Below are 22,819 nucleotides of genomic sequence, written 5' to 3' on the forward strand. Positions count from 1 at the left end.
ACCACCGGGCACGGGGTGGGTGCCACTCGGCCGGGAACAGGCGTGACAGGTGCCCCGGCGAGCGCCCTGCAACCATCACGTTACCCAGTGCCTCACATTTCTGTGAAACCCCGTTTGACCTGCGATTTTGCTTGGATTTCCAAGTAAATCGAGGTGATGTGAAAGCGCGCTGGTCACAGCCTTGCGGCGGTCCGGAGCAACCGCACGTTATCCCGTCGACCCAGGCCACGGGAAGAGTTCCCTGTGAGACGCGCCTCGTACCCGAAGACGGAAAAGTCCAGGCATTTCCGGGCGTCGGCCACGGAAACGTCCGCCGGCCGGGCGCCGGGGCCGTCGGGGTGACCGGAGGAGCGCGGGAACCCGGCAGGCGGTTCCGGCCATCCGCGGGACGGGGGCGGAAGGGAACGTTCCGGGCCGCCCGGCGGACCGGCCGTACACGGGCCTCCCTGGAGTCCCACGAGCCACCCGGATGCGCCAGGTCGTGGCACCCGGACACACACCGTGTCACCCGTATGCAGGCGGGAAAGCACCGTCGTGACCGAAAGAGACCATCAGCGACTGCCTGTGACAAGCCCCAGCTCACGGGCGTCTCGCGTGCCCTAACATCTGGCGCGTGCCGCGCTCATGTGTACCACCCCTCAAGCCCCATGCGCCCCCTCTGGGCGCCCTGCTCCGCCTGTACGCCGCGGGTACCGCCCTCACCTGCGAGCCGGTCGACCAGGGGCTGCTCAACCGCGGCTACCGGCTGTGCACCACCCGCGGCCGCTACTTCCTCAAGCACCACTTCGACCCCGACACCGCCGATCCGGCCGCCATCGAACGCCGGCACCGGGCCACCCAGCGCCTCGCCGAGCTCGGCGTCCCGGTCGCCCCGCCGCTCGCGCACCGGGAGGGCCGCACGGTCGCCGTCGTCGGCGGCCACGCCTACGCGCTGCACCCCTGGATCGACGGCAGACACCGCGACGGCGGCCAGCTCACCCGTGGACAGAGCGCCCGGCTGGGGACGCTCCTCGGAGCCGTCCACGCCTGTCTGGAGCGCGTCATGCCCCCCAAGGCGCGCACCCGCCCGGCGACCGGCCCGCACCCCGTGGAGAGCGCCGACCCGGCCGACACCTTCGCCCTCATCGACGGCCTGCTCGCGCACGTCCGCCGGCACCGCCCCGCCGACGCCTTCGACGAACTGGCCCGGCACCGGCTGCTGGAGCGCCGCGCGCTGCTGGAGCAGCACGCGGGCCGGCGTCCGCCGCGCGGCGGCCCGGTGGGCTGGGTGCACGGCGACTTCCACCCGTTCAACCTGCTCTACAAGGACGACGCCCCGGCCGCCATCGTGGACTGGGACCGGCTCGGTGTGCAGCCGCGCGCGGAGGAGGCCGTGCGCGCCGCCGTGATCTTCTTCGTCCGGCCCGGCGGGACGCTGGACCTGCCGAAGGTGCGTGCCTACGCGCGCGCGTACCGGCGCGCGGCCGGCGCCACGCCCGCGGAGCTGGCGGCGGCCGTGCACCGGGTGTGGTGGGAGCGGCTGAACGACTTCTGGATGCTGCGCTGGCACTACGAGCGCGGCGACACGCGCGCGGACCGCCAGTTCCCGGCCGCGTCGGCACTCGCGGTGTGGTGGACGCGCGAGTACGACGCGGTCTGCGACGGATTCGTGCGGTGAGCGGCCGGCGTCACCTCAGGAGGGGTCCGGACCGGGCACCGGAGGTGCGCTTCAACCGGCGGTGTCGCCGGTGGTCCCGAGCGTGGTGGTCCCCTCGGCGGTGCCGCCGCCGTCGGTGGTCCCGGCATCGGTGGTCCCGCCGTCGGTCGTCCCGCCGTCGGTCGTCCCGCCGTCGGTGGTGCCGCCGTTCGTGGTGCCGCCGTCTGTCGGGTTCGTGGGCTGCGTCTGCGTGGGCTGCGGGTCCGAGGGCTCGCTGCTCGGCGTCGACGGCGCCGACTGCGACTGGCTGTAGGACGGCGTGGTGGCCGGCGGCCAGCCGGAGCCGGAACCCGTGCCCGTGCCCGTGTCCGAGCCGCCCGTGTCCGTGGCGGAGTTCGACGGCTCCTCGGTGTCCGTCTCGGACGAGGTGGGCGAGGGCGACTCGTCCTTCGTGTTCTTGGAGTGCGTCGTCGTCGGCTTGGTGTCGATGCCGTTGCCGTCGCCGCCGCCCGCGCCGTTCAGCGCCAGCGCCACGCCCCCCGCGATCGCGACGACCGCGAGGACGGCGAGGATCCACAGCTTGCCGCGCCCGCTGCCCTTGTTGCCGTGCCCCTCGAAACCGCCGTCGTCACCGCCGCCGTACCCGGCGGGCAGGATCGACTGCGGGATCTGAGTGGTGCCGCCCGCGTCCATGGGATGCGGCATGACGGTCGTCCCGGCGAAGCCGGCCGCCGCGGCGTGCCTGCCGTCGGGCGCCTCCACCGGACCGGTGTTCCAGGTGCCGGTGTGGCCGCCCTGCTCGTACAGCATCTGGAGGGCGTACTGGGCCAGGCCGCGCATCTCCTCGGCCGTCTGGAACCGGTCGTCGGGGTCCTTGGCGAGGGAACGCATGACCAGGCCGTCCAGCTCCGGCGGGCAGGTGCCGTCGGTGACCTGCGACGGCGGCACCGGCATGTCCTGGACGTGCTGGTAGACCACCGACAGCGGGGTCTCGCCGGTGAACGGGGGCCGCAGCGAGAGCAGTTCGTACAGCAGGCAGCCGGTCGCGTACAGGTCGGAGCGGTGGTCGACGGCCTTGCCGAGCGCCTGCTCCGGGGAGAGGTACTGCGGGGTGCCCATGACCATGCCGGTCTGCGTCATCGTCGTGGACGCGCCGTGCAGGGCGCGGGCGATGCCGAAGTCCATCACCTTCACGGCACCACTGTGGGTGATGATGACATTCGCCGGCTTGATGTCACGGTGCACGATGCCGTGCTGGTGCGAGTAGGCGAGCGCCTCCAGCACACCGGAGACGATGATCAGCGCCTGCTCGGGGCCCGGCGCCTCGGCGTTCATCAGCAGGTCGCGGATGGTGCGGCCCTCGACCAGCTCCATGACGATGTACGGCACGGGCTGGCCGCCCGCCGCCATGTCCTCGCCGGAGTCGTACACGGCGACGATCGCGTGGTGGTTGAGGCCCGCGACGGACTGTGCCTCACGGGTGAAACGGGCCTTGGAGACCGGGTCCTCGGCCAGGTCCGCGCGGAGCAGTTTGACCGCGACCGTGCGGCCCAGGCGCACGTCCTCGGCCGCGAACACCTCGGCCATGCCGCCCCGGCCCAGCCGGTGCGTGAGCCGGTACCGGCCATCGCCGACGAGCCCGCCGTTGCCCCACAGCTCCGGCGCGTCCGACATGCCGCCGCCAGTCGCCTCGGGGTCGGACGGGCCCTGAGAGCGCTGCGTCTGTGCCATCAGTCCTCGCCGTCGTTTCTGCCCGCGGTGCGCGCGGTGTTGTCACGGTCTTCGTCGGCCACGCTACAGCCTCCGTGGGTGCCGCCGGTTCGGAACGGCGTCCGGGACCGGCCCGGGACGGACCGGTCATGAAACCTCCCGCACGTGCCGTCGCGCAAATTCCGTGCGCCGTTCGTCCGGCCCCGGTAACGCTTGCGCGACGCTTCCTGCCCGTACGGTCACGGAACGGGCACCGCGCTTGACGTGTCGGTGCCCTGGGGCAGACTTGGCCGGGAATGAGCCATTCGATCAAGGCCTGTCCGCTGGACGACGGCGCCGGGCGGCCAGTGGGGGACGCGGAGAGATGAGCCAGGACGGCGCACACGGCCGGTACGCGGGACAGGCGCTGGCCGCCGGCCGCTACCAGCTGCGCGACTTGCTCGGCGAGGGCGGCATGGCCTCGGTGTACCTGGCGTACGACACGGTGCTGGACCGCCAGGTCGCCATCAAGACGCTGCACACGGAGCTCGGCCGGGAACAGGCGTTCCGCGAACGCTTCCGGCGCGAGGCGCAGGCCGTGGCCAAGCTCACGCACACCAACATCGTCTCCGTCTTCGACACCGGCGAGGACGAGCTGAACGGCATGGCGACGCCGTACATCGTCATGGAGTACGTCGAGGGCCACCCGCTCGGCTCCGTCCTGGAGCAGGACATCCGGGAGTACGGCGCGATGCCGGCCGGCAAGGCGCTGAAGATCACCGCCGATGTGCTCGCGGCCCTGGAGATCAGCCACGAGATGGGGCTGGTCCACCGCGACATCAAGCCGGGCAACGTGATGTCGACCAAGCGTGGTGTGGTCAAGGTCATGGACTTCGGCATCGCCCGCGCCATGCAGTCCGGTGTCACCTCGATGACGCAGACCGGCATGGTCGTGGGCACCCCGCAGTACCTCTCGCCCGAGCAGGCCCTGGGCCGGGCCGTGGACGCCCGCTCCGACCTCTACTCGGTCGGCATCATGCTGTTCCAGCTGGTCACCGGGCGGCTGCCGTTCGACGCCGACTCACCGCTGGCGATCGCGTACGCGCATGTGCAGGAGGAGCCCGTGGCGCCCTCCTCGGTCAACCGCGCGCTGCCGCCCGCCGTGGACGCGCTGGTCGCCCGCGCGCTGCGGAAGAACCCGAACGAGCGCTTCCCGACCGCCGAGGCGATGCGCGCCGAGTGCCTGCGCGTCGCGGCCTCCGTCCACACGGCCCCGCCGAACATCGTGCCGGGCGCCGAGCCCCGGCAGAGCGGCACGGGGGTCGGCTCCGCGGTGTTCCCACCGGTCGACGGAGTGCCCCCGGCGCACCCCGGACAGGTGCGGATTCCGTACCAGACGGCCCCGAACCCGTACGGCCACCCGGCGCCCGCCCCCTCCTACGGCTATCCGCAGCAGGGCGGCTACCAGACGGCGCCCGCGGGCTACGGCCCGCACACCGCTCCCCAGACCCCGCCGCCGTACACGATCGCGCCGCAGCCGGCCGGGCCGTCCGCCGGCGGCGGCCGGACCAGACGGCCGGTGCTCGTCGGCGCGGTCGCGGTGGCCGCCGTCGTGGCGGTCGGGCTGGTCGTCACGCTGACGCTGCGGAACGGCGGCGACGACGTCAAGCGCGGCACCGGGGGCGCCGACGTCTCGGCGTCCGCATCCCACCGGGCCGGCTACCTCGGTCCGGACACCTCGCGGCAGATCGACGCGGAGCAGTGCACCGACCCCCGGGAGTCGTGGCGGGACGAGGACAAGGTCCAACTGCCCGACTTCCGGTACAAGGACATCGGCTCCGTGAAGAAGTGCCTCCAGGCCGCGGGCTGGAAGTGGAACATCAAGGACCAGGACGACAACACCTGGGGCGACGGGACCGTCCTGAACCAGTTCCCCGCCCAGGGCACCGACGTCGACCCGGACGCCGTGGGCTCCATCGAGCTGAGCGTGTCGACGGGCAACCCGCCGCAGTGACCCGCGCCGGGGCACGGACCGGCCCGGCACACGGGTCGGGCCCGGCGGTCGTCCGCCGGGCCCTTCGGATGTGAGGGCCGCTCCGGCCGGTGGGCTACAGGTACGGCCCGCCCGAGCGGCCGCCCGCGGGGTGGTCGTCGACGCCCTCGGGACCGGGCATGCCCGGCGGGAGCGCACGGCGCATCGACTCCAGCTGGGCCCGCGCGGCCATCTGCTGGGCGAACAGCGTCGTCTGGATCCCGTGGAAGAGGCCCTCCAGCCAGCCCACCAACTGGGCCTGCGCGATCCGTAGCTCCGCGTCGCTCGGGGTGGCGTCGTCGGTGAACGGCAGGGAGAGCCGCTCCAGTTCCTCGACCAGCTCGGGGGCCAGGCCGTCCTCCAGCTCCTTGACCGAGCTGGCGTGGATCTCCTTCAGCCGCACCCGGCTGGCCTCGTCGAGGGGAGCCGCCCGCACCTCCTCCAGCAGCTGCTTGATCATGCTGCCGATCCGCATGACCTTGGCCGGCTGTTCCACCTGCTCCGTCACCGGGGTCTCACGGGAGTCGTCCCCGCCGCCGCCGAGTGCCATCCCGTCCTGCCCCACGACGAGGATCTGGGGGTTCTCCGGCGACCGTTCGTTCCTCGGCATCTCCATGCCGTCATTCTCTCGCACGCCACCACCTCACCACCGTGCTGCCCCCCTGTAGGGCCGTTCCGCCGTTTAGGCCCATCGAACCAATCCGGAATGCCCTCCCGCGCGTCGGATGTGAGGCTTGTGCCCGTCGGTTATCCATTGGTCACGACACCTGGGCTCCGGGAGGTCACCGACGTGACTCCACGCCTGCGCATCACGCTCCGCCGGCTGCGGCCGCTGGCCGTCCTCACGGCGGTGGCACTGCCCGTATACGGCATCGCCGTCGTCTACGGCAGCCCGCCCGCGCACACCGCCGAGCCGGCCCCCGCCCACTCCTTTGCCCCGGGCCATGGGGCGGAGCGGCCCGCTCCCACGCCGCACCCGCCCCGGGAGCAGTCGTCCCCGGGGCACACGTCACCCGGCCACGGTGACCCCGGCCGCGGGCAACCGGAATCGGGGCGCGGTGACCCGGGTCGCGGGGAGCGAGGACATGAGGACTCCGAGCAAAGCCACCCGGGCCATGACCGTCCGGACCGGGACCCTTCCGCCCCCGCCGGCCTCGCGCCCGAGGACACACCCGCCCCCGTCCCGATGCCGTCCGACTCCGCCTCGGCCTCGGTCCACCCCTACCGCTCCCTCGCCTGGACCGAGCCGTCCCGGGCGGGCAGCCGGGCCGGTGAGGGGCGGATGCGGCCGGGCCGGCCCGACGGACCGGCGGCCCAGGTGGAGGGCGACGACGACCCCGCCCCCGCCACCCCCGCCGCCCAGCCGGCGGAGCCGGAGACCACGGACGTGCCGGCCGCCTCGGAGTCCCCCGACGCGACCGGCACCGGCCGTGCCACCACTGAGCCGCCGGCCTCCGCCCAGCAGGCGCAGGAGGGCGAGGCCCCCGCGGAGCCGGTCCTGCGGCTCCTGCCGCTGGGCAGCGGGCTGGTGCTCATAGGTCTGGGCCTGGGCCTCGCCCTCCTCGGCCTGAGACTGCGCAGGAGCTGACCCGCGTGGCGCCGCTACGACGTCACCAGCAGCACCTTGCCGACGTGCCCGCTCTCCTCCACCAGCCGCTGTGCCTCGGCCGCCTCCGCCATCGGCAGCTCGCGGTCCACGACCGGGCGGACATGCCCGGCGGCCAGCAGGGGCCACACGTGCTCGCGTACGGCGGCGACGATGGCCGCCTTCTCGCCCAGCGGACGGGCGCGCAGCGAGGTCGCGCTGATCGCGGCCCGCTTGCTCAGCAGCGCCCCGATGTTCAGCTCCCCCTTGACTCCGCCCTGCATCCCGATGATCGCGAGGCGGCCGTTGACGGCGAGGGCCTGGACGTTGCGGTCCAGGTACTTGGCGCCCATGTTGTCGAGGATGACGTCGGCGCCCGTGCCGCCGGTGGCCTGCTGGATCTCGGCGACGAAGTCCTGCTCGCGGTAGTTGATGAGGACGTCCGCGCCCAGCTCGGCGCACCGGTCGAGCTTCTCCTTGGTGCCGGCGGTCACCGCGACCTTGGCGCCGATGGCCTTGGCGAGCTGGATCGCCATGGTGCCGATGCCGCTGGAGCCGCCGTGCACCAGCAGCGTCTCGCCGGGGCGCAGATGGGCGACCATGAACACGTTGGACCAGACGGTGCAGACCACCTCGGGCAGCGCCGCCGCCCGGGTGAGGTCGACGCCCTCGGGCACGGACAGCAGTTGCCCGGCCGGCACGGCGACCTTCTCGGCGTAACCGCCGCCCGCGAGCAGCGCGCACACCTGGTCGCCGACGGCCCAGCCGGAGACGCCGGGGCCGAGCGCGGCGATCCTGCCGGAGCACTCCAGGCCGGGGTAGGGGGAGGCTCCGGGCGGCGGGTTGTACGCGCCCTGGCGCTGGAGGATGTCGGCACGGTTGACTGCGCTGGCCGCCACCTCGACCAGCACCTCGCCCTCCCCGGGCAACGGGTCGGGGACCTCGTCCCACACCAGGACCTCGGGACCGCCGGGTTCGGAAATCGTGATCGCATGCATGCGGGTGACGCTACTCCCCGACGGGCCGCTCAGCCGCGCGACAGCGGACGGGTGTCCGGGGTCACCTGAGCGCCGGGGGTGGCCCGGACGATGGTGATGAGCCGGTCCGTCAGCTGGAGGGTGCCCACGGACGGATCGTCGTAGCCGAGCACCCGGTGTCCGCGCAGGACGCTCACCACGAGGTCGTCCGTCTCCCGTGGCGTCTTGCCCACCTCGCGGCGGACCACCGGCCGTTCGACGAGGTCGAGTCCGCTGCCCTGCTGGATGAGGTCCTCCATCACCATGCCGGCGGCGGGGCTGAGCACGGAGAGGCCGAGCAGCCGGCCGGCCGCGCCGGAGCTGGTGATGACGGCGTCGGCGCCGGACTGCCGGAGCAGCGGGGCGTTCTCCTCCTCGCGGACCGCGGCCACGATCTTGGCGCCGCGGTTGAGCTGGCGGGCGGTCAGGGTGACGAGGACCGAGGTGTCGTCACGCTGCGGGGCCACGATGATCTGCCGTGCCTTGTGCAGTTCGGCCCGCTTGAGCACGTCGCTGCGGGTGGCGTCGCCTATGACCCCGGCGTAGCCCTCCGCGGTCGCCGCGTCGATCGCCTTGGAGCTGGGGTCGACCACGACGACCTGCTCCTTCTTCAGGCCGGTCGCGCAGACGGTCTGGATCGCCGACCGTCCCTTCGTGCCGAAGCCGATGACGACGGTGTGGTCGCGCAAGGTGGACCTCCAGCGGTTCAGGCGCCATTCCTCACGGGTGCGTTCGGTGAGGACCTCCAGCGTGGTGCCGACCAGGATGATCAGGAACAGCACGCGCAGGGGCGTGATGAGGAAGATGTTGGTGAGCCGGGCGCCGTCGCTGACCGGGGTGATGTCGCCGTACCCCGTGGTGGAGAGGGTCACGGTCGCGTAGTAGAACGCGTCGAGCAGGTCGACCGAGCCGTCGGCGTTGTCGTTGTAGCCGTCGCGGTCGGCGTAGACGATCAGCGCGGTGGCGACCAGCACCGCCAAAGCCATGACCAGGCGCTTGACGACCTGCCGGATCGGGCGCTCCACCACTTTCCTCGGGAGTTCCACCCGATGGGTCACCAGATGCTCGCCCGCTTGGCGGGCGATGGCGTCGTGGCCCGGAAGTTTCACGTGAAACACACCCCGATTCCGGCGGTCGCCCACGGCAGGTCCAGCAGCTCCGTCTCCTCGTCCTGCCGCGCCCCGCCCGGCGGTACGACGGCCAGCGCGTCGGCGGCGGCGACGCCACGGAGCATGGCCGGACCGTTGTAGCGCAGCGGCACGGCATGGTCGCCGCGGAGCACCACGGGGATGAGCCGGGTGTCGTGCGGGTGTCCCTGCACCGCCTCCTTGAGGGGCAGGGTGTACGGCTCGGGGGCGGGGCGGGCGGCGAGGGTCCGCAGCAGCGGCTCGGCGAGCGTGAGCAGGCCGGAGACGGCCGCGAGGGGGTTGCCGGGCAGGCCGACGAGGTGCTGGTGGTCGCTGACGCGGGCCAACAGCATGGGGTGACCGGGTCGTACCTTCACCCCGTCGACGAGGAGTTCGGCACCGATGCGCTCCAGGACGGGGTGGACGTGGTCCACGGGTCCGGCCGCGGTGCCGCCCGTGGTGACGATCACGTCGGCTGCGGAGCCGGTGACCGCCTTGCGCAGCGCCCGGGCGTCGTCACCGATCCGGCGGACGGCGACGACGTCGGCGCCGAGCGCGCGCAGCCAGGGCGGCAGCATGGGGCCGAGCGCGTCCCTGATCAGCCCGTCGTGCGGCAGACCTCCGGTCAGCAGCTCGTCGCCGAGGATCAGGACTTCGACGCGGGGCCGGGGCACGACGGTGACCGTGTCGTAGCCGGCCGCCGCGGCGAGGCCCAGGACGGCGGGGGTGACCAGGGTGCCGACGGGCAGCAACTGGTCGCCGGTGCGGCACTCCTGGCCACGGGAGCGGATGTCCTGGCCGTGCAGCATCTCGCGGGTGGTGTGCAGCCGGCCCTGGGCGTCGATCCGGCCGTGTTCGGTGCGCAGGACGGCGGTGGTGTCGGCGGGGATGCGGGCTCCGGTGGCGATGCGGACCGCCTCGCCGTCGGTGAGCGGGTCGGGCTGCGCGTGCCCGGCGAGCACGCCGTCCTCCCGTACCTGCCAGGGACCGGGCCCGGCGACCGCCCAGCCGTCCATCGCGGAGGTGTCGAAGGAGGGCAGGTCGGTGAGCGCCTCCAGGGGGGCGGCCAGGACCAGTCCGAGGGCGTCGCCGAGGGAAACGGGGACGGGGGCCCGCCGGGCACCGGTGGCTCCGCCGTCCTCTTTCCTGGGGCCCTGTGCGCGGGCGGCGCGGGCGGCGATCTCGCGGGCCCGGGGCCAGGGGGTGGCCCGGTGCCGCTCGCCGGACGGCTGCGCGGGCGTGCCGGGCGGCTGGCCCGTGCCGTCGTCGCCGGGGTCCTTGTGGACGTCTCTCACCAGTGCCAGGGCCTCCTCGACGTCGAGATCGTCGGTGTCCGTGGCGGGTGTCCCGGCCCGGGTACCGGGGGCGGTCATCCGGCGTCCGGGGCGCTCGGGCCCCCGCCGCTCTCGTCGTTCTCCTCTTCCCACCGCGAGGCCAGCGCGGCGGCCTTGCGGACGGCCTCGGCGACGGCCTCGGGGCCTCCCCCGGCCCGGGCCGCGGCGTAGCCGACGAGGAAGGTGGTCAGCGGGGCGGCCGGGCGGGCCACCCCGTGGGCGGCGTCACGGGCCAGGTCGAGCAGGACGCCGGTGTCGACGTCCAGGTCGATGCCCAGTTCGTCCTTGGCTGCGGAGATCCATTCATCCAACACGTACCCATGGTCCCTGATGCGTGCCCTGGCGTCGGCGATGTCCCCCCAGGTGTCGCAGTCGAACGAGGCGAGCGGATCCGGGACGCGGCTGAGGCTCAGGGCACCGGTCAGCCGGCGCAGGGGCAGTCCGGCGAGGCCGTCGTGCGCGGCGGCGAGGTCGGCCAGCTCGCGGCGCAGGGCGGCGGTGCGGTAAGCGGCCACGAGCGGCTGGTCGCGGTCGTCGGCGTCGGTGAGCAGCGCGCCCTCGGTACCGGTGTCCTGAAGGGTGGTCAGCAGCCGGCGGACCGTATCCGGTCCGAGGAAGGGCAGGTCGGCGGAGAGGACGACGGTCCGCCCGGCGGTGGTGAGCCGCAGGCCGGCCTCCAGCGCGGCGACCGGCCCGCCGCCGGGCGGCTCCTCACGGGCCCAGCGCACCGGGCGGGCGGTGGGCCGGGGCGCGGCCACGACGACGGTCGTCCGGGCGTCCGCGCAGGCCGCGAGCACCCGGTCGAGCAGCGCGCGGCCGCCGACCCGGACCGCGGGTTTGTCGGCCCCGCCGAGCCGCCGGGCGGCACCGCCGGCCAGGATGACGGCGTCGTACGGCACGGGTGGCGCGGGCGTCCCGGGGAGGGCGGATGCGGCGTCGGTCACCCCACGAGTATGTCCCGTCCGTCCCTCCGCGCGGATCGGCGTACGTCCCCTCGCGTGGGGGCTCGTCCCTCACAGGGTGCGCAGCAGCACCGCCGGCTGTTCCACGCAGTCCGCGACGTACCGCAGGAAGCCACCCGCCGTGCCGCCGTCGCACACCCGGTGGTCGAAGGTGAGCGAGAGCTGCACGACCTGCCGGACGGCCAGCTCGCCCTCGAACACCCACGGCTTGGGGACGATGCGTCCGACGCCGAGCATGGCCGCCTCGGGGTGGTTGACGATCGGCGTGGAGCCGTCGACGCCGAAGACGCCGTAGTTGTTCAGCGTGAAGGTGCCGCCGGTGAGTTCCCCTGGAGTCAGGGTGCCCGTCCGGGCCGCCTCGGTGAGCCGGGCGAACTCGGCGGTCAGGGACTCGGCGTCGCGCGCGTGGGCGTCCCGGACCACGGGCACGACCAGCCCGCGGTCGGTCTGGGCGGCGAACCCGAGGTGGACGTGGTCGAGCTGGACGACCTCGCGGGCCTCGGTGTCGACGTACGAGTTCAGCTCGGGGAACCGGGCCAGCGCGGCGGTGGCGATCCGGGCGAGCAGCGCGAGGAGGGAGATCTTCGCGCCCCCGGAGGCGTTCATCGCGGCCCTGGCGCGCAGGAGTTCGGTCGCGTCGGCGTCGACCCAGCAGGTCGCGTCCGGGATCTCCCGGCGGCTGCGGGAGAGCTTGTCGGCGACGGCACCGCGCACGCCCTTGAGCGGGATGCGCACACCACCCCCGACACGCCCGCTGTCGGCACGCCCGCTGTCGGCACGGGGTGTCGGGGCGACCGGCGAAGGCGCCACGGCGGTGCCGACGGCCGGTGTCCCCGCCGTACCGGTCGCCATGGCCCGCAGCGCGTCCTCCACGTCCGCGCGCAGGATCAGCCCGTCCGGTCCGGAGCCGGCCAGCTCCCGCAGGTCGACGCCGTTGTCCCGGGCGAGTTTGCGGACGAGGGGGGAGATCACGGCAACGGGTCCGCCGCCGGGTGCGGACACGGGCGGGGCGGGAGCCGCCTGGGCCGGCGCGGGCCCCCGCGTGGCCGCCCGGCCCGCCGCGAGGTCCCGGACCGGTGCGGCCGTGTCCGTGCGGGCCGCCGGCTGGGCGCCGTCGTGCCGCCGGGCCGTGCCGTTCGCGGTGGCGGTACCCGCCCGGACCCGGCGCCGGCGGCCGGCGGGAGCCTGGGTGCCGTACCCCACCAGGACGTTGCCCGAGCCCTCCGGCTCCGCCGCCGCTTCGCCCACGGCGACCGTCAGCAGCGGGGCACCGACGGGCAGTTCGGCGCCCTCCTCGCCGAAGCGGGCGGTGACCACGCCGCCGTACGGGCAGGGCACCTCGACCATCGCCTTGGCCGTCTCCACCTCGACCACCGGCTGGTCGACGACGACCACGTCACCGACCTCGACGAGCCAGCGGACGATCTCCGCCTCGGTGAGCCCTTCGCCGAGGTCGGGCAGCTTGAACTCCAGCACCTGCGTCATCGGCCCTCGGCCTCCCACTGCAACCGGGCCACGGCGTCCAGGATGCGGTCGACGCCGGGCAGGTGGTGCCGCTCCAGCATGGGCGGCGGGTAGGGGATGTCGAAACCGGCCACGCGCAGCACCGGTGCCTCCAGGTGGTGGAAGCAGCGCTCGGTGATCCGGGCCGCGATCTCGCCGCCCGGCCCGCCGAACCCGGTGGACTCGTGGACGACGACCGCGCGCCCGGTACGCCGGACGGCCGCGCAGACCGTCTCGTCGTCGAACGGGACCAGGGAGCGCAGGTCGACGACCTCCAGGTCCCAGCCCTCGGCCCGGGCGGCCTCGGCGGCCTCCAGGCAGACCGGCAGCGAGGGACCGTAGGTGACGAGCGTGGCGCTGCCGCCCCGGCGGCGCACCACCGCCCGCCCGATGGGCTCGACGTCCGTCGGCTCCTCGGGGTTCCAGGTCTCCTTCGACCAGTACAGCCGCTTGGGCTCCAGGAAGACGACCGGGTCGTCCGAGGCGATGGCCCGGCGCAGCAGTCCGTAGGCGTCGGCGACGGTGGCCGGGGTGACGACGTGCAGCCCCGGGGTCGCCATGTAGTAGGCCTCGGAGGAGTCGCTGTGGTGCTCGACGCCGCCGATGCCGCCGCCGTAGGGCACGCGCACGGTGATGGGCAGGGGCATCCGGCCGCGGGTGCGGTTGCGCATCCGGGAGACATGGCTGATCAGCTGCTCGAACGCCGGGTAGGCGAAGGCGTCGAACTGCATCTCCACCACCGGGCGCAGGCCGTACATCGCCATGCCGACGGCGGTGCCCAGGATGCCGGCCTCGGCGAGCGGGGTGTCGGTGCAGCGGTCCTCGCCGAACTCCTTGGCGAGCCCGTCGGTGACCCGGAAGACACCGCCGAGGGTGCCGACGTCCTCGCCCAGGACGTGTACGGCGGGGTCGGCGGCCATGGCGTCGCGCATCGCGCGCGTGAGGGCCTGCGCCATGGTGGCGGGCTTGACGGCGACGGTGGTCATCGGGCGCCGCCTTCCCGCGCGCCGGAGCCCTCGCCCTGCTCCCCGTGCCCGTCGTGCGGCTCCTGCTCGGCCTCCAGCTCGGCCCGCAACAGGTCTCGCTGCTCGCGCAGTTGGGGGGTCGACTCGGCGTAGACGTGGTCGAAGAGGTCCATGGGGTCGAGTCCGGGTTCCCGGTTCATGCGGTCCCGCAGGGAGGCGGCCATCGTCTCGGCGTCCTGCCGGGCGGCCTCGATGCCGTCCTCGTCCAGCAGTCCGCGCGTGGTCAGTTCGCGTTCCAGCAGCGCGATGGGGTCGTGGGCACGCCAGGCCTCGACCTCGGCGTCGCCCCGGTACCGGGTGGCGTCGTCGGCGTTGGTGTGGGCCTCGATGCGGTACGTCACCGCCTCCACCAGGGTCGGACCGCCCCCCGCGCGCGCGTGCCGCACGGCGTCGCTCAGGACCTCGTACACGGCCGCCGCGTCGTTGCCGTCGACCAGCCGGCCCGGCATGCCGTACCCGACGGCCTTGTGGGCCAGGGAGGGCGCGGCGGTCTGCCTGGCGAGCGGGACGGAGATGGCGAAGCCGTTGTTCTGCACCAGGAAGACGACCGGCGCCTGCCAGACGGCGGCGAAGTTCAGCGCCTCGTGGAAGTCTCCCTCGCTGGTGCCGCCGTCACCGACCATGGCGAGCGCGACCACGTCGTCGCCCTTGAGGCGGGCGGCGTGGGCCAGGCCGACGGCGTGCGGGAGCTGGGTGGCCAGCGGGGTGCTGAGGGGGGCCACCCGGTGGGCGTAGGGGTCGTAGCCGTTGTGCCAGTCGCCGCGCAGCAGGGTGAGCGCCTCGGCCGGGTCGACGCCCCGGGCGACGACGGCGAGCGTGTCGCGGTAGCTGGGGAAGAGCCAGTCGCGCTCCTCCAGGGCCAGGGCGGCGGCGATCTCGCAGGCCTCCTGGCCGGTGCTGGACGGGTAGACGGCGAGCCGGCCCTGCTTGGTCAGGGCGGTGGCCTGCGCGTTGTAACGGCGCCCGCGCACCAGCTCGGCGTAGAGCCGGCGCAGCAGGCCGGGATCGGCCTTGGCGGCCGACTCGGTGCCGAGGACGCGGTAGGGCTCGGCGTCGGGCAGCAGCGGCGCGGGGTCCATACGGGGCTGCCAGGCGGGCGGCGGCGATGGCCGGTACGCGCCCCGCTGCTCCAGAACCGTCATGACGGCACCTCCTCGTGAGCGGCTACGGGAGGCGCATCGGCTGTGACTCGCCTCACCTACCGATTGTTCGATCACCGCCACATTTTGGCTACACGCGCCTTCAGGCTGTGGACAAACGGTTCTCCACAGCCTGGAATGAAGGCAGGACGTCCACGGCGATGAGGTGGGGGGACATGGCGCCTGAACAAATGGCCGAGGGGCCGCAGAACAGTGCGGCGCTGCCGCCGCCGCGCCCGCTGGACGCCATCGACCAGGACATCCTGCGGATCCTCCAGGCGGACGGCCGCGCCTCGATACGGTCCGTCGCCGAACGCGTCCACGTCTCGCGCGCCAACGCCTACGCGCGGATCAACCGGCTCGTCGAGGACGGGGTGATCCGGGGTTTCAGCGCGCGCGTGGACCACGAGCGGGCGGGCCACGGGACCTCCGCGTACATCACGCTGAAGATCGTCCAGAACTCCTGGCGCACGGTCCGCGAGCAGCTCAGGGAGTTGCCCGGGGCCTCCCACATCGCCCTGGTGGGCGGCGACTTCGACGTGCTGCTGCTCGTGCACACACCCGACAACAGGGCGCTGCGCGAACTGGTGCTGACACGGCTCCAGGCCATCCCCGAAGTGCTCAGCACCCGCACGCTGCTGGTGTTCGAGGAGGAGGACCTGGAGCCGGACGGCTGAGGTCAGCCCTGGCGCAGCCCCGAGAAGACCAGCCGGACGACGGCGTCGGCCACCTCCCGGGCGGTAGCGCCCCGCGGGTCCGGCCGGTACCACTCCACGATGGAGTTGACCATTCCGAAGACCAGCCGGGTGACCAGGCGCACCTCCACGTCACCGCGCACCTCCCCGTCGGCCGCCGCAGCCTTCAGCAGCTCGGCCACCCGGTGGTCGAAGTCGCGGCGGCGCTCCAGCGCCCACCGCTCGGTCTCGGTGTTGCCGCGCACGCGCAGCAGCAGCGTCACATAGGGCAGCTCGGCTATGAGCACCTCGACCATGCGGCGCACGACGTGCTCCAGCCGCTCGGCCGGCCCTCCCGTGCGCGCGCGCTCCTCCTCAAGGATGGCGAACAGGCCGTCCAGCGCGCGGCTGACGGCCCGGCGCAGCAGTTCCTCCTTGCCGCTGACGTGGTGGTAGATCGACGACTTGGAGATGCCGGCCGCCTTGGACAGGTGCTCCATGGAGGTGCCGTCGTAGCCGCGCTCGTTGAACACCCGCACGGCGACGGAGAGCAGTGTCTCCGGCGTGTAGGTGTCGCGTCTGGCCGTGGTCATGCGGTGCCCTCCCGATGGTCGTTGGCGTAGGCGTGGCGGTAGAGCGCGAGGGAGGGCGCGTAGCGTCCGGCGGGATCGCGCTCGTGCATCTCGTCCAGGACCTCGAAGGCGAACTCGCGGCCGAGCGCGCGGTCCCACTCGAAGGGGCCGAGCGGGTAGTTGACGCCCAGCCGCATCGCGGTGTCGACGTCCTCCTCGGTGGCCACGCCCTTGGCGACGGCGTCGTGGGCGAGGTCGATGATCCGCGCGACCGTGCGGGCGACGATCATTCCGGGGACGTCACCGATGACACTGACGTCCTTGCCGAGCGCCTGGAACAGTCCGGTGGCCTCGGCGAGGGTCCGCGGGGAGGTGTCCTGGGCGGCGGAGAGGGCGATCCGGGTGGCCGTGCGGTAGTCCAGGGCGAGGTCGAAGTAGACGACGTCCCGGAACTCCGCGGAGATCTGGCCGTCGGCGAGGACCAGCTGGCCGCCGCCGGGCAGCACCAGCCGGGTGCCGTTGTCCTCGTCCTCCTGCCGGATGCCGATGCCCGCCTCGCGGATCAGGCCGAGCAGTTCGGCGGCCGGACCGAGACCGCCCTCGGCGACGACGTACGCGGGCGGCTGCTCCTTGTCGGCGGTGTGCGGCTCGGGCCGCTCGGCGCCGTCGGCGTAGTCGTACCAGCCGCGCCCGCTCTTGCGGCCGAGCCGGCCGGACTCCACCAGCCGGCGCTGGGCCAGGGAGGGCGTGAACCGCGCGTCTTGGAAGAAGGACCGCCACACCGAGTGGGTGACGGACTCGTTGACGTCCTGGCCGATCAGGTCGGTCAGCTCGAAGGCGCCCATCCGGAAGCCGCCCGACTCGCGCAGGACCGCGTCGATGGTGGCGGGGTCGGCGGCCTGGGCCTCGTATACGGCGAACGCCTCGGCGTAGAAGGGCCGGGCGATGCGGTTGACGATGAACCCGGGGGTGTCGGCGCAGGCCACCGGTGTCTTGCCCCAGGCGCGGGCGGTCTCGTACGCGCGCGTGGCCGACGTGACGTCCGTGGCGAAGCCGGAGACCACCTCGACCAGCGGCAGCAGCGGCGCCGGGTTGAAGAAGTGCAGGCCGACGAAGCGGCCCGGGTGGCGCAGGGCGCCGCCGACCGCCGTCACCGACAGCGAGGAGGTGTTGGTGGCGAGCAGGCAGTCCTCGGTGACGAACTCCTCCAGCTCGGTGAAGAGCCGCTGCTTGACGTCCAGGCGCTCCACGACGGCCTCCACGACCAGGCCGCAGTCGGCCAGCTCGGCGAGGCCGTCCACGGGCGTGAGGCGGGCCCGGGCCGCGTCCCGGTCGTCACCGGCAAGCCGGCCCTTCTCCACCAGCCGGTCGAGACGGGCGCCGATCGCTCCGGCCGCGTCCCGGGCCCGCCCGGGGACGGCGTCGTACAGCCGTACGGGATGGCCCGCGGTCAGCGCGACCTGGGCGATTCCCTGACCCATGGTGCCGGTGCCGACGACGGCCACGGGGCTGCTGAGGTCGAGTGCTGTCATGTGCGCGATCCTTCCGCACGACGTTTTCCACAGATGCGGCGGACCCCCTTGTCCCGACCGATCGTTCGGTTACTCTAGCTCTGACGGGCAGCCGCTGCCCAGGTCACGGACTCGACGAAGAGCTCTCCAGACGAGGAGTTGGTCCCGCATGGCCGCCGAACTGACCGCCCACGAGCTGATCGAGAAGCACCGGCCCACGCTCGACCAGGCCCTGGAGGCGATCCGCACCCGCGCGTACTGGTCCCCGCACCCCGAGCACCCCAAGGCGTACGGCGAGAACGGCAGCCTGGACGCGGCGGCGGGCAAGGCCGCCTTCGACGCCCTGCTGGGCACCCGCCTCGACCTCGGCCAGCCCGGTACGGACGACTGGGTGGGCGGCGAGACCTCGCCGTACGGCATCGAGCTGGGCGTGACGTACCCGCACGCGGACGTGGACGTGCTGCTCCCCGCGATGCGGGCCGGGCAGCGGGCCTGGCGGGACGCGGGCCCGCAGACGCGGGCGGTGGTCTGCCTGGAGATCCTCAAGCGGATCAGCGACCGGACCCACGAGTTCGCGCACGCGGTCATGCACACCAGCGGCCAGGCGTTCATGATGGCGTTCCAGGCCGGCGGACCGCACGCCCAGGACCGCGGCCTGGAAGCGGTGGCGTACGCGTACGCGGAGCAGGTCCGCACCCCGGGGACGGCGGAGTGGACCAAGCCCCAGGGCAAGCGCGACCCGCTGACGCTCACCAAGAGCTTCACCTCCGTCCCGCGCGGCACCGGCCTGGTCATCGGCTGCAACACCTTCCCGACCTGGAACGGCTACCCGGGCCTGTTCGCCTCCCTGGCCACCGGCAACGCGGTCCTGGTCAAGCCGCACCCGCGCGCGGTGCTGCCGCTCGCGCTGACCGTCCAGGTGGCCCGGGACGTGCTGGCCGCGGCCGGCTTCGACCCGAACCTGGTGACACTGGCCGCCGAGCGCCCCGGCGAGGGCGTCGCCAAGACCCTCGCCACCCGCCCCGAGATCAGGATCATCGACTACACCGGATCGACGTCCTTCGGGGACTGGCTGGAGGACAACGCCCGCCAGGCGCAGGTCTACACGGAGAAGGCCGGCGTCAACACGGTGATCGTGCACTCCACCGACGACTACAAGGGCATGCTGTCCAACCTGGCGTTCTCGCTGTCCCTGTACAGCGGCCAGATGTGCACCACCCCGCAGAACCTGCTCGTCCCCCGCGACGGCATCACCACCGACCAGGGTCCCAAGACCTTCGACGAGGTCACCGCCGACCTCGCCCGTGCCGTCGACGGCCTGCTCGGTGACGACGCGCGTGCGAACGCCCTGCTGGGCGCGATCGTCAACCCGGACGTCAAGGCCCGCCTGGAGGCGGCGTCCGGGCTCGGCGAGGTCGCCCTCGCCTCCCGCGAGATCACCAACCCGGAGTTCCCGGGCGCGGTGGTGCGCACCCCCGTCATCGTCAAGCTGGACGGCGCCAAGCCGGACGACGAGGCCGCGTACATGAGCGAGTGCTTCGGCCCGGTCTCCTTCGCGGTCGCCGTCGACTCGGTGGCCGACGCGGTGGAGCTGCTGCGCCGCACGGTCCGGGAGAAGGGCGCGATGACGGTCGGCGCCTACACCACGGACGCCGAGACCGAGCGGGCCGTCGAGGAGGTCTGCCTGGAGGAGGCGGCCCAGCTCTCCCTCAACCTGACCGGCGGGGTCTACGTCAACCAGACGGCCGCCTTCTCCGACTTCCACGGCTCGGGCGGCAACCCGGCGGCCAACGCGGCCCTGACCGACGGCGCGTTCGTGGCCAACCGCTTCCGGGTGGTGGAGGTCCGCCGGGAGTCCTAGGAGGTTTCCCTCCGGGCCGGTCCGGACGGACCCCCTAGACGGCGGGCGCGCCCCCGGTCGCGCTCCAGTGGTACAGGGTCATCGCCACACTGGTGGCCAGGTTGTAGCTGGAGACCTGGGGGCGCATCGGGAGGCGCAGCAGGTGGTCGGCGCGGGCGCGCAGCCCGGCCGACAGGCCGGTGCGTTCCGAGCCGAAGGCCAGCACGGCGTCGTCGGGCAGCCGGGTGCCGCGGATGTCCTCGCCCTCCGGGTCGAGGGCGAACAGCGGGCCGGCCGGCAGCTCGTCGGTGCCGACGCGCTCGACGGCGGTCGCGAAGTGCAGGCCCGCGCCGCCGCGCAGCACCGTGGGGTGCCAGGGGTCGAGGGTGCCGGTGGTGATCACCCCGGTCACCCCGAAGCCGGCGGCCAGCCGGATCACGGCGCCCACGTTGCCGAGGTTGCGGGGATTGTCCAGGACCACGACGGGCGCGGTGCGGGGTGTGCGGGCGAGCGCGCGCAGGCCCGCCTCGCGCGGCGGGCGTACCGCGAGGGCGGCCACCCCGGTCGGATGGGGGCGCGGGACGAGGGCGGCGTACGTCTGCCCGGACACCTCCGTCAGCAGGGCGTCCAGGGCGTCCCGTACGTCCCCGGCCAGTTCCCCGGCGAGACCGAGCGCGGCCGCGCGGTCGGTGGTGACCGCGACCGGCACCTCGGCCCCGAAGCGCAGCGCGTGCTTGAGGGCGTGGAAGCCGTCGAGCAGGACGGCCCCCTCCGCGTGCGCGTGCCAGCGGCTGAGCGGGTCGGTCATGCCGTGAACCCTACGTGGTCGGCCGTGCTCTCCTCCGGGGAGCGCGGCGCCGGGACCGCGCGGCCGGCCCGCCCGGTCAGCCGCCCGCGCGCGCCCGCCACCAGGTCGCCGAGCCGGCGCAGGAACGGCGTCGGCAGGAACACCGCGTCGGCGGCGATCATCGCCAGCGAGAAGAACGGCAGTCCGAGGACGACCGCGATCACCGCGTGCTCGGTCATCATCACCACCAGCAGGATGTTCTTGACCCGCCGGTTGAACAGGGTGAACGGGAAGGCGACCTGCACCATGACGGTCCCGTAGGCCACGATCATCATGATCGTGCCGCTGGAGGACAGCAGGTCGGCGAGCGCGGGCCAGGGGGAGAAGTAGTCCAGGTGGAGCGGGTAGTAGACGGCGGTGCCGTCCTGCCAGCGCGAACCCTGGACCTTGTACCAGCCGGCCGTGGCGTAGATCAGGCACGCCTCGGCCATGATCACGACCAGGGCGCCGTTGTGCAGGACGTTGGCGATCACGTCCAGCAGGATCCGGGGCTCCCGCCAGGCCGCCCGGCGGGCGACGGCCCACCACAGACCGAGTGCCGCCCAAGCAGTCCACAGCAGCACCGGGATCTGCCAGCTGTTGTCGAACCGCCCGGTCAGCGTGGCCGCGCCGAGCGCCAGGCCGGAGACCGCCCACAGCACCGGACCCGTCCGGTCGGCGCCCGGCCGCTCCCCGCGCGCGCGGGCCGCGGCGTCGCGGGCCGCGCGGCGGGCGTCGAGGGACCACACCTGTCCGCAGCGCGTGAACACCAGGTAGATGGACATCAGGTGCAGGACGTTGTCGCCGCCGTCACCGATGAAGACGCTGCGGTTCTGCAAGGACAGCACGCCCAGCATGAACAGCAGGGAGGCCGTCCGGGTGCGCCAGCCGAGCACCAGGGCCGCGGCGGCGAGCACGGCCAGCGCGTAGCAGCACTCGAACCAGAGCCGGTGGTCGGACCACAGCAGCGCCGTGAAGGCGTGGTTGTCGGCGGTGAGCTGCTTGGCGAGGTTCCAGCCCCACGGTCCGGTGGGGCCGTACAGCTCCTGGCGGTGGGGGAACTCGCGCAGCAGGAACAGCAGCCAGGTCCCGGCGAAGCCGATCCGTATCACCGCGCTCTGGTACGGCCCGAGGGCCGCGCCGGTGACCCGGGCGATACCGCGCGACAAGGACAGGGAGAGACGGTTCACCGCACGCCTCCCGCGGCCTCTTCGGACGTCAGGGACCACCAGGACAGCAGGCGGTAGACCGGCTTGTCGGGCACCCGCTCACGGCTCCACGGCGGTGGCTGCACATTGGTGGTGGCGGAGCGGACCTGGACGCGCTGGATCACACCCTCCCCGCCCACCGGGTCGTCCCGGTACAGGCGCATCACCACGATCCGGCGCAGGTACTGCTCGGACAGCGAGCCGCGCAGGCCCACGGACCGGTTGTCGGTCCCGTGGGTGGCGTTGAAGAAGTCCCAGGCCCGGCGCAGTTCGTTCTGCTGGGTGTGGCTGGGGGCCAGGTTGCCGTCGATGGCCGCGCCGTCCTCGGCGGACAGGTCGGTCCATCCGGTGGTGCGCAGGCCGCCGTCGCGCATCCGCACCTCGGCGCGCACCTGTACGGCGATGTTCTGCTGGAGGGGGTTGGGGGCGAACAGCTTCCAGTTCTGCTCGAACTCCGGGTAGACCCAGTCCTGGACGGCCTCGCCGTGCTGCTTCGTCACCGTGTTCGCGGGCGCGAGGCTGAGGAACACCATCAGCAGGTGCACACCGGCGGTGACGGCGACCACCGCGAGCGCCAGTGCCGCACCGACCTGGTAGCGGGGGGAGAGCCCGGCGACGCCGGTGCGGGGCGGGGACGGCGGGGAGTGCTCCGGGGGTTCTTCCGGGAGACGCGTCCCGGCCGACCCGTCGGGGGCCTGTGGGCCCCGCGGGTCCTCGTCGTGCGCGTCCATCGCGTGCCGTCCCCCGTCTCGGATCATGCGGTCAACTCGGTCGTCAGGCCCGGCCGTCGGGCTCAGCGGGTCGGCTGAGCGGCCGGTCCGGTGGCGCGGCGCCGTCCCGGGCGCCACGAAGTCCACGAGCGCCGCGTCCGGGCGCTCGACGGAACGGTACTCAGCCCGGGGCCCCGGGCGCAGCCCCGGGTGGGAGCCAGGGGCGGTGGTCCTCGCCAGGCGGTACGGCGGCGGTGCCGGAACGCCCGCCGCCCGGCCTGTCCGGAGGCGTGGTCCACGGGCGGCTCCGCCGAGTTTTCCACAGCGGTTGACACCCCGCCGCGCCCGGCACACCATGGATGCGCACGGACCGAACGATCGGTCGGGACGGCTTGAACGGACCGGATCACCGCAGAGCCCGAGGTCAGGG

19 protein-coding genes are annotated in these 22,819 nt (G+C 73.5%); 5 read left to right on the forward strand and 14 right to left on the reverse strand.

Annotation, left to right across the window (positions count from 1 at the left end; all coding sequences use genetic code 11):
* Positions 1–613 precede the first annotated feature (613 nt).
* Positions 614–1,657, forward strand: a complete 1,044-nt coding sequence (locus IF37_RS0108510) for a phosphotransferase (RefSeq protein WP_173456752.1) — start codon at positions 614–616, stop codon at positions 1,655–1,657.
* A gap of 51 nt (positions 1,658–1,708) precedes the next feature.
* On the opposite strand, the gene IF37_RS0108515 is transcribed toward IF37_RS0108510, so the two are convergent.
* Positions 1,709–3,367 carry a protein kinase gene (locus tag IF37_RS0108515; protein ID WP_173456754.1) on the reverse strand — a complete coding sequence of 553 codons (1,659 nt, stop codon included), beginning with the start codon at positions 3,365–3,367 and terminating at the stop codon, positions 1,709–1,711.
* 343 nt (positions 3,368–3,710) lie between these two features.
* Here IF37_RS0108515 and IF37_RS0108520 point away from each other — a divergent pair, with 343 nt between their 5' ends.
* Positions 3,711–5,339 carry a protein kinase gene (locus tag IF37_RS0108520; protein ID WP_030738681.1) on the forward strand — a complete coding sequence of 543 codons (1,629 nt, stop codon included), beginning with the start codon at positions 3,711–3,713 and terminating at the stop codon, positions 5,337–5,339.
* A gap of 94 nt (positions 5,340–5,433) precedes the next feature.
* On the opposite strand, the gene IF37_RS0108525 is transcribed toward IF37_RS0108520, so the two are convergent.
* Positions 5,434–5,973, reverse strand: coding sequence for a bacterial proteasome activator family protein (locus IF37_RS0108525; protein ID WP_030738684.1), 540 nt, complete (start codon positions 5,971–5,973; stop codon positions 5,434–5,436).
* A gap of 570 nt (positions 5,974–6,543) precedes the next feature.
* Here IF37_RS0108525 and IF37_RS45585 point away from each other — a divergent pair.
* Positions 6,544–6,945: a hypothetical protein gene (locus IF37_RS45585; protein ID WP_253915696.1), complete on the forward strand. Its 402-nt coding sequence runs from the start codon at positions 6,544–6,546 to the stop codon at positions 6,943–6,945.
* Between the two features lie 14 nt (positions 6,946–6,959).
* Here IF37_RS45585 and IF37_RS0108535 read toward each other — a convergent pair whose 3' ends face one another.
* From IF37_RS0108535 to pdhA, 7 genes are all read right to left on the reverse strand, one after another.
* On the reverse strand, positions 6,960–7,940 hold the full coding sequence (locus IF37_RS0108535; RefSeq protein ID WP_030738690.1) for an NAD(P)H-quinone oxidoreductase: 981 nt from the start codon (positions 7,938–7,940) through the stop codon (positions 6,960–6,962).
* 29 nt (positions 7,941–7,969) lie between these two features.
* Positions 7,970–9,067: a TrkA family potassium uptake protein gene (locus IF37_RS0108540; RefSeq protein WP_037856013.1), complete on the reverse strand. Its 1,098-nt coding sequence runs from the start codon at positions 9,065–9,067 to the stop codon at positions 7,970–7,972.
* Positions 9,064–10,458 carry a molybdopterin molybdotransferase MoeA gene (locus IF37_RS0108545; protein WP_030738696.1) on the reverse strand — a complete coding sequence of 465 codons (1,395 nt, stop codon included), beginning with the start codon at positions 10,456–10,458 and terminating at the stop codon, positions 9,064–9,066. The genes IF37_RS0108540 and IF37_RS0108545 overlap by 4 nt, the downstream gene beginning before the upstream one ends.
* On the reverse strand, positions 10,455–11,363 hold the full coding sequence (locus tag IF37_RS0108550; protein WP_030738699.1) for an NTP transferase domain-containing protein: 909 nt from the start codon (positions 11,361–11,363) through the stop codon (positions 10,455–10,457). Before IF37_RS0108550 ends, IF37_RS0108545 begins: the two co-directional genes overlap by 4 nt.
* 69 nt (positions 11,364–11,432) lie before the next feature.
* Positions 11,433–12,866 (reverse strand): dihydrolipoamide acetyltransferase family protein, encoded by a 1,434-nt coding sequence (locus tag IF37_RS0108555; protein ID WP_030738701.1) that lies wholly within the window; start codon positions 12,864–12,866, stop codon positions 11,433–11,435.
* On the reverse strand, positions 12,863–13,870 hold the full coding sequence (locus IF37_RS0108560) for an alpha-ketoacid dehydrogenase subunit beta (protein WP_030738705.1): 1,008 nt from the start codon (positions 13,868–13,870) through the stop codon (positions 12,863–12,865). Before IF37_RS0108560 ends, IF37_RS0108555 begins: the two co-directional genes overlap by 4 nt.
* Positions 13,867–15,051 (reverse strand): pyruvate dehydrogenase (acetyl-transferring) E1 component subunit alpha, encoded by a 1,185-nt coding sequence (gene pdhA, locus IF37_RS0108565; RefSeq protein ID WP_030738708.1) that lies wholly within the window; start codon positions 15,049–15,051, stop codon positions 13,867–13,869. The genes IF37_RS0108560 and pdhA overlap by 4 nt, the downstream gene beginning before the upstream one ends.
* A 188-nt stretch (positions 15,052–15,239) precedes the next feature.
* On the opposite strand from pdhA, the gene IF37_RS0108570 reads away from it, so the two are divergent.
* A complete protein-coding gene (locus IF37_RS0108570; RefSeq protein WP_030738711.1) occupies positions 15,240–15,725 on the forward strand; it encodes an Lrp/AsnC family transcriptional regulator in 486 nt (161 codons plus the stop codon).
* A gap of 2 nt (positions 15,726–15,727) precedes the next feature.
* Here IF37_RS0108570 and IF37_RS0108575 read toward each other — a convergent pair whose 3' ends face one another.
* Together IF37_RS0108575 and IF37_RS0108580 are read right to left on the reverse strand one after the other, a co-directional pair.
* Positions 15,728–16,315: a TetR/AcrR family transcriptional regulator gene (locus tag IF37_RS0108575; RefSeq protein WP_030738714.1), complete on the reverse strand. Its 588-nt coding sequence runs from the start codon at positions 16,313–16,315 to the stop codon at positions 15,728–15,730.
* Positions 16,312–17,826 (reverse strand): 3-hydroxyacyl-CoA dehydrogenase, encoded by a 1,515-nt coding sequence (locus IF37_RS0108580; protein WP_030738717.1) that lies wholly within the window; start codon positions 17,824–17,826, stop codon positions 16,312–16,314. The genes IF37_RS0108575 and IF37_RS0108580 overlap by 4 nt, the downstream gene beginning before the upstream one ends.
* A 148-nt stretch (positions 17,827–17,974) precedes the next feature.
* Between IF37_RS0108580 and paaN the strand changes: the two genes are divergently transcribed.
* A complete protein-coding gene (gene paaN, locus IF37_RS0108585) occupies positions 17,975–19,666 on the forward strand; it encodes a phenylacetic acid degradation protein PaaN (protein ID WP_030738720.1) in 1,692 nt (563 codons plus the stop codon).
* A 34-nt stretch (positions 19,667–19,700) separates the two neighbouring features.
* Here the strand turns inward: paaN and IF37_RS0108590 are convergent, their stop codons facing one another.
* The 3 genes from IF37_RS0108590 to IF37_RS0108600 are packed head-to-tail and all read right to left on the reverse strand — an operon-like array spanning position 19,701 to position 22,437.
* Positions 19,701–20,453 (reverse strand): RNA methyltransferase, encoded by a 753-nt coding sequence (locus tag IF37_RS0108590; RefSeq protein ID WP_030738722.1) that lies wholly within the window; start codon positions 20,451–20,453, stop codon positions 19,701–19,703.
* Positions 20,450–21,661 (reverse strand): HTTM domain-containing protein, encoded by a 1,212-nt coding sequence (locus tag IF37_RS0108595; protein ID WP_030738724.1) that lies wholly within the window; start codon positions 21,659–21,661, stop codon positions 20,450–20,452. Before IF37_RS0108595 ends, IF37_RS0108590 begins: the two co-directional genes overlap by 4 nt.
* Positions 21,658–22,437, reverse strand: coding sequence for a DUF5819 family protein (locus tag IF37_RS0108600; RefSeq protein WP_253915697.1), 780 nt, complete (start codon positions 22,435–22,437; stop codon positions 21,658–21,660). Before IF37_RS0108600 ends, IF37_RS0108595 begins: the two co-directional genes overlap by 4 nt.
* Positions 22,438–22,819: the final 382 nt, after the last annotated feature.

It is taken from the genome of Streptomyces sp. NRRL S-31, from assembly GCF_000718775.1.
Classification (GTDB): Bacteria; Actinomycetota; Actinomycetes; order Streptomycetales; family Streptomycetaceae; genus Streptomyces.

Bases quoted from the DNA above. Each gene is read 5' to 3' on its own strand.
- IF37_RS0108515 (WP_173456754.1), bottom strand. From the start codon at position 3,367: ATGGCACAGACGCAGCGCTCTCAGGGCCCGTCCGACCCCGAGGCGACT.
- IF37_RS0108520 (WP_030738681.1), top strand. From the start codon at position 3,711: ATGAGCCAGGACGGCGCACACGGCCGGTACGCGGGACAGGCGCTGGCC.
- IF37_RS0108525 (WP_030738684.1), bottom strand. From the start codon at position 5,973: ATGGAGATGCCGAGGAACGAACGGTCGCCGGAGAACCCCCAGATCCTC.
- IF37_RS45585 (WP_253915696.1), top strand. From the start codon at position 6,544: ATGCCGTCCGACTCCGCCTCGGCCTCGGTCCACCCCTACCGCTCCCTC.
- IF37_RS0108535 (WP_030738690.1), bottom strand. From the start codon at position 7,940: ATGCATGCGATCACGATTTCCGAACCCGGCGGTCCCGAGGTCCTGGTG.
- IF37_RS0108545 (WP_030738696.1), bottom strand. From the start codon at position 10,458: ATGACCGCCCCCGGTACCCGGGCCGGGACACCCGCCACGGACACCGAC.
- IF37_RS0108555 (WP_030738701.1), bottom strand. From the start codon at position 12,866: ATGACGCAGGTGCTGGAGTTCAAGCTGCCCGACCTCGGCGAAGGGCTC.
- IF37_RS0108560 (WP_030738705.1), bottom strand. From the start codon at position 13,870: ATGACCACCGTCGCCGTCAAGCCCGCCACCATGGCGCAGGCCCTCACG.
- pdhA (WP_030738708.1), bottom strand. From the start codon at position 15,051: ATGACGGTTCTGGAGCAGCGGGGCGCGTACCGGCCATCGCCGCCGCCC.
- IF37_RS0108570 (WP_030738711.1), top strand. From the start codon at position 15,240: ATGGCCGAGGGGCCGCAGAACAGTGCGGCGCTGCCGCCGCCGCGCCCG.
- IF37_RS0108575 (WP_030738714.1), bottom strand. From the start codon at position 16,315: ATGACCACGGCCAGACGCGACACCTACACGCCGGAGACACTGCTCTCC.
- IF37_RS0108580 (WP_030738717.1), bottom strand. From the start codon at position 17,826: ATGACAGCACTCGACCTCAGCAGCCCCGTGGCCGTCGTCGGCACCGGC.
- paaN (WP_030738720.1), top strand. From the start codon at position 17,975: ATGGCCGCCGAACTGACCGCCCACGAGCTGATCGAGAAGCACCGGCCC.
- IF37_RS0108590 (WP_030738722.1), bottom strand. From the start codon at position 20,453: ATGACCGACCCGCTCAGCCGCTGGCACGCGCACGCGGAGGGGGCCGTC.
- IF37_RS0108600 (WP_253915697.1), bottom strand. From the start codon at position 22,437: ATGATCCGAGACGGGGGACGGCACGCGATGGACGCGCACGACGAGGAC.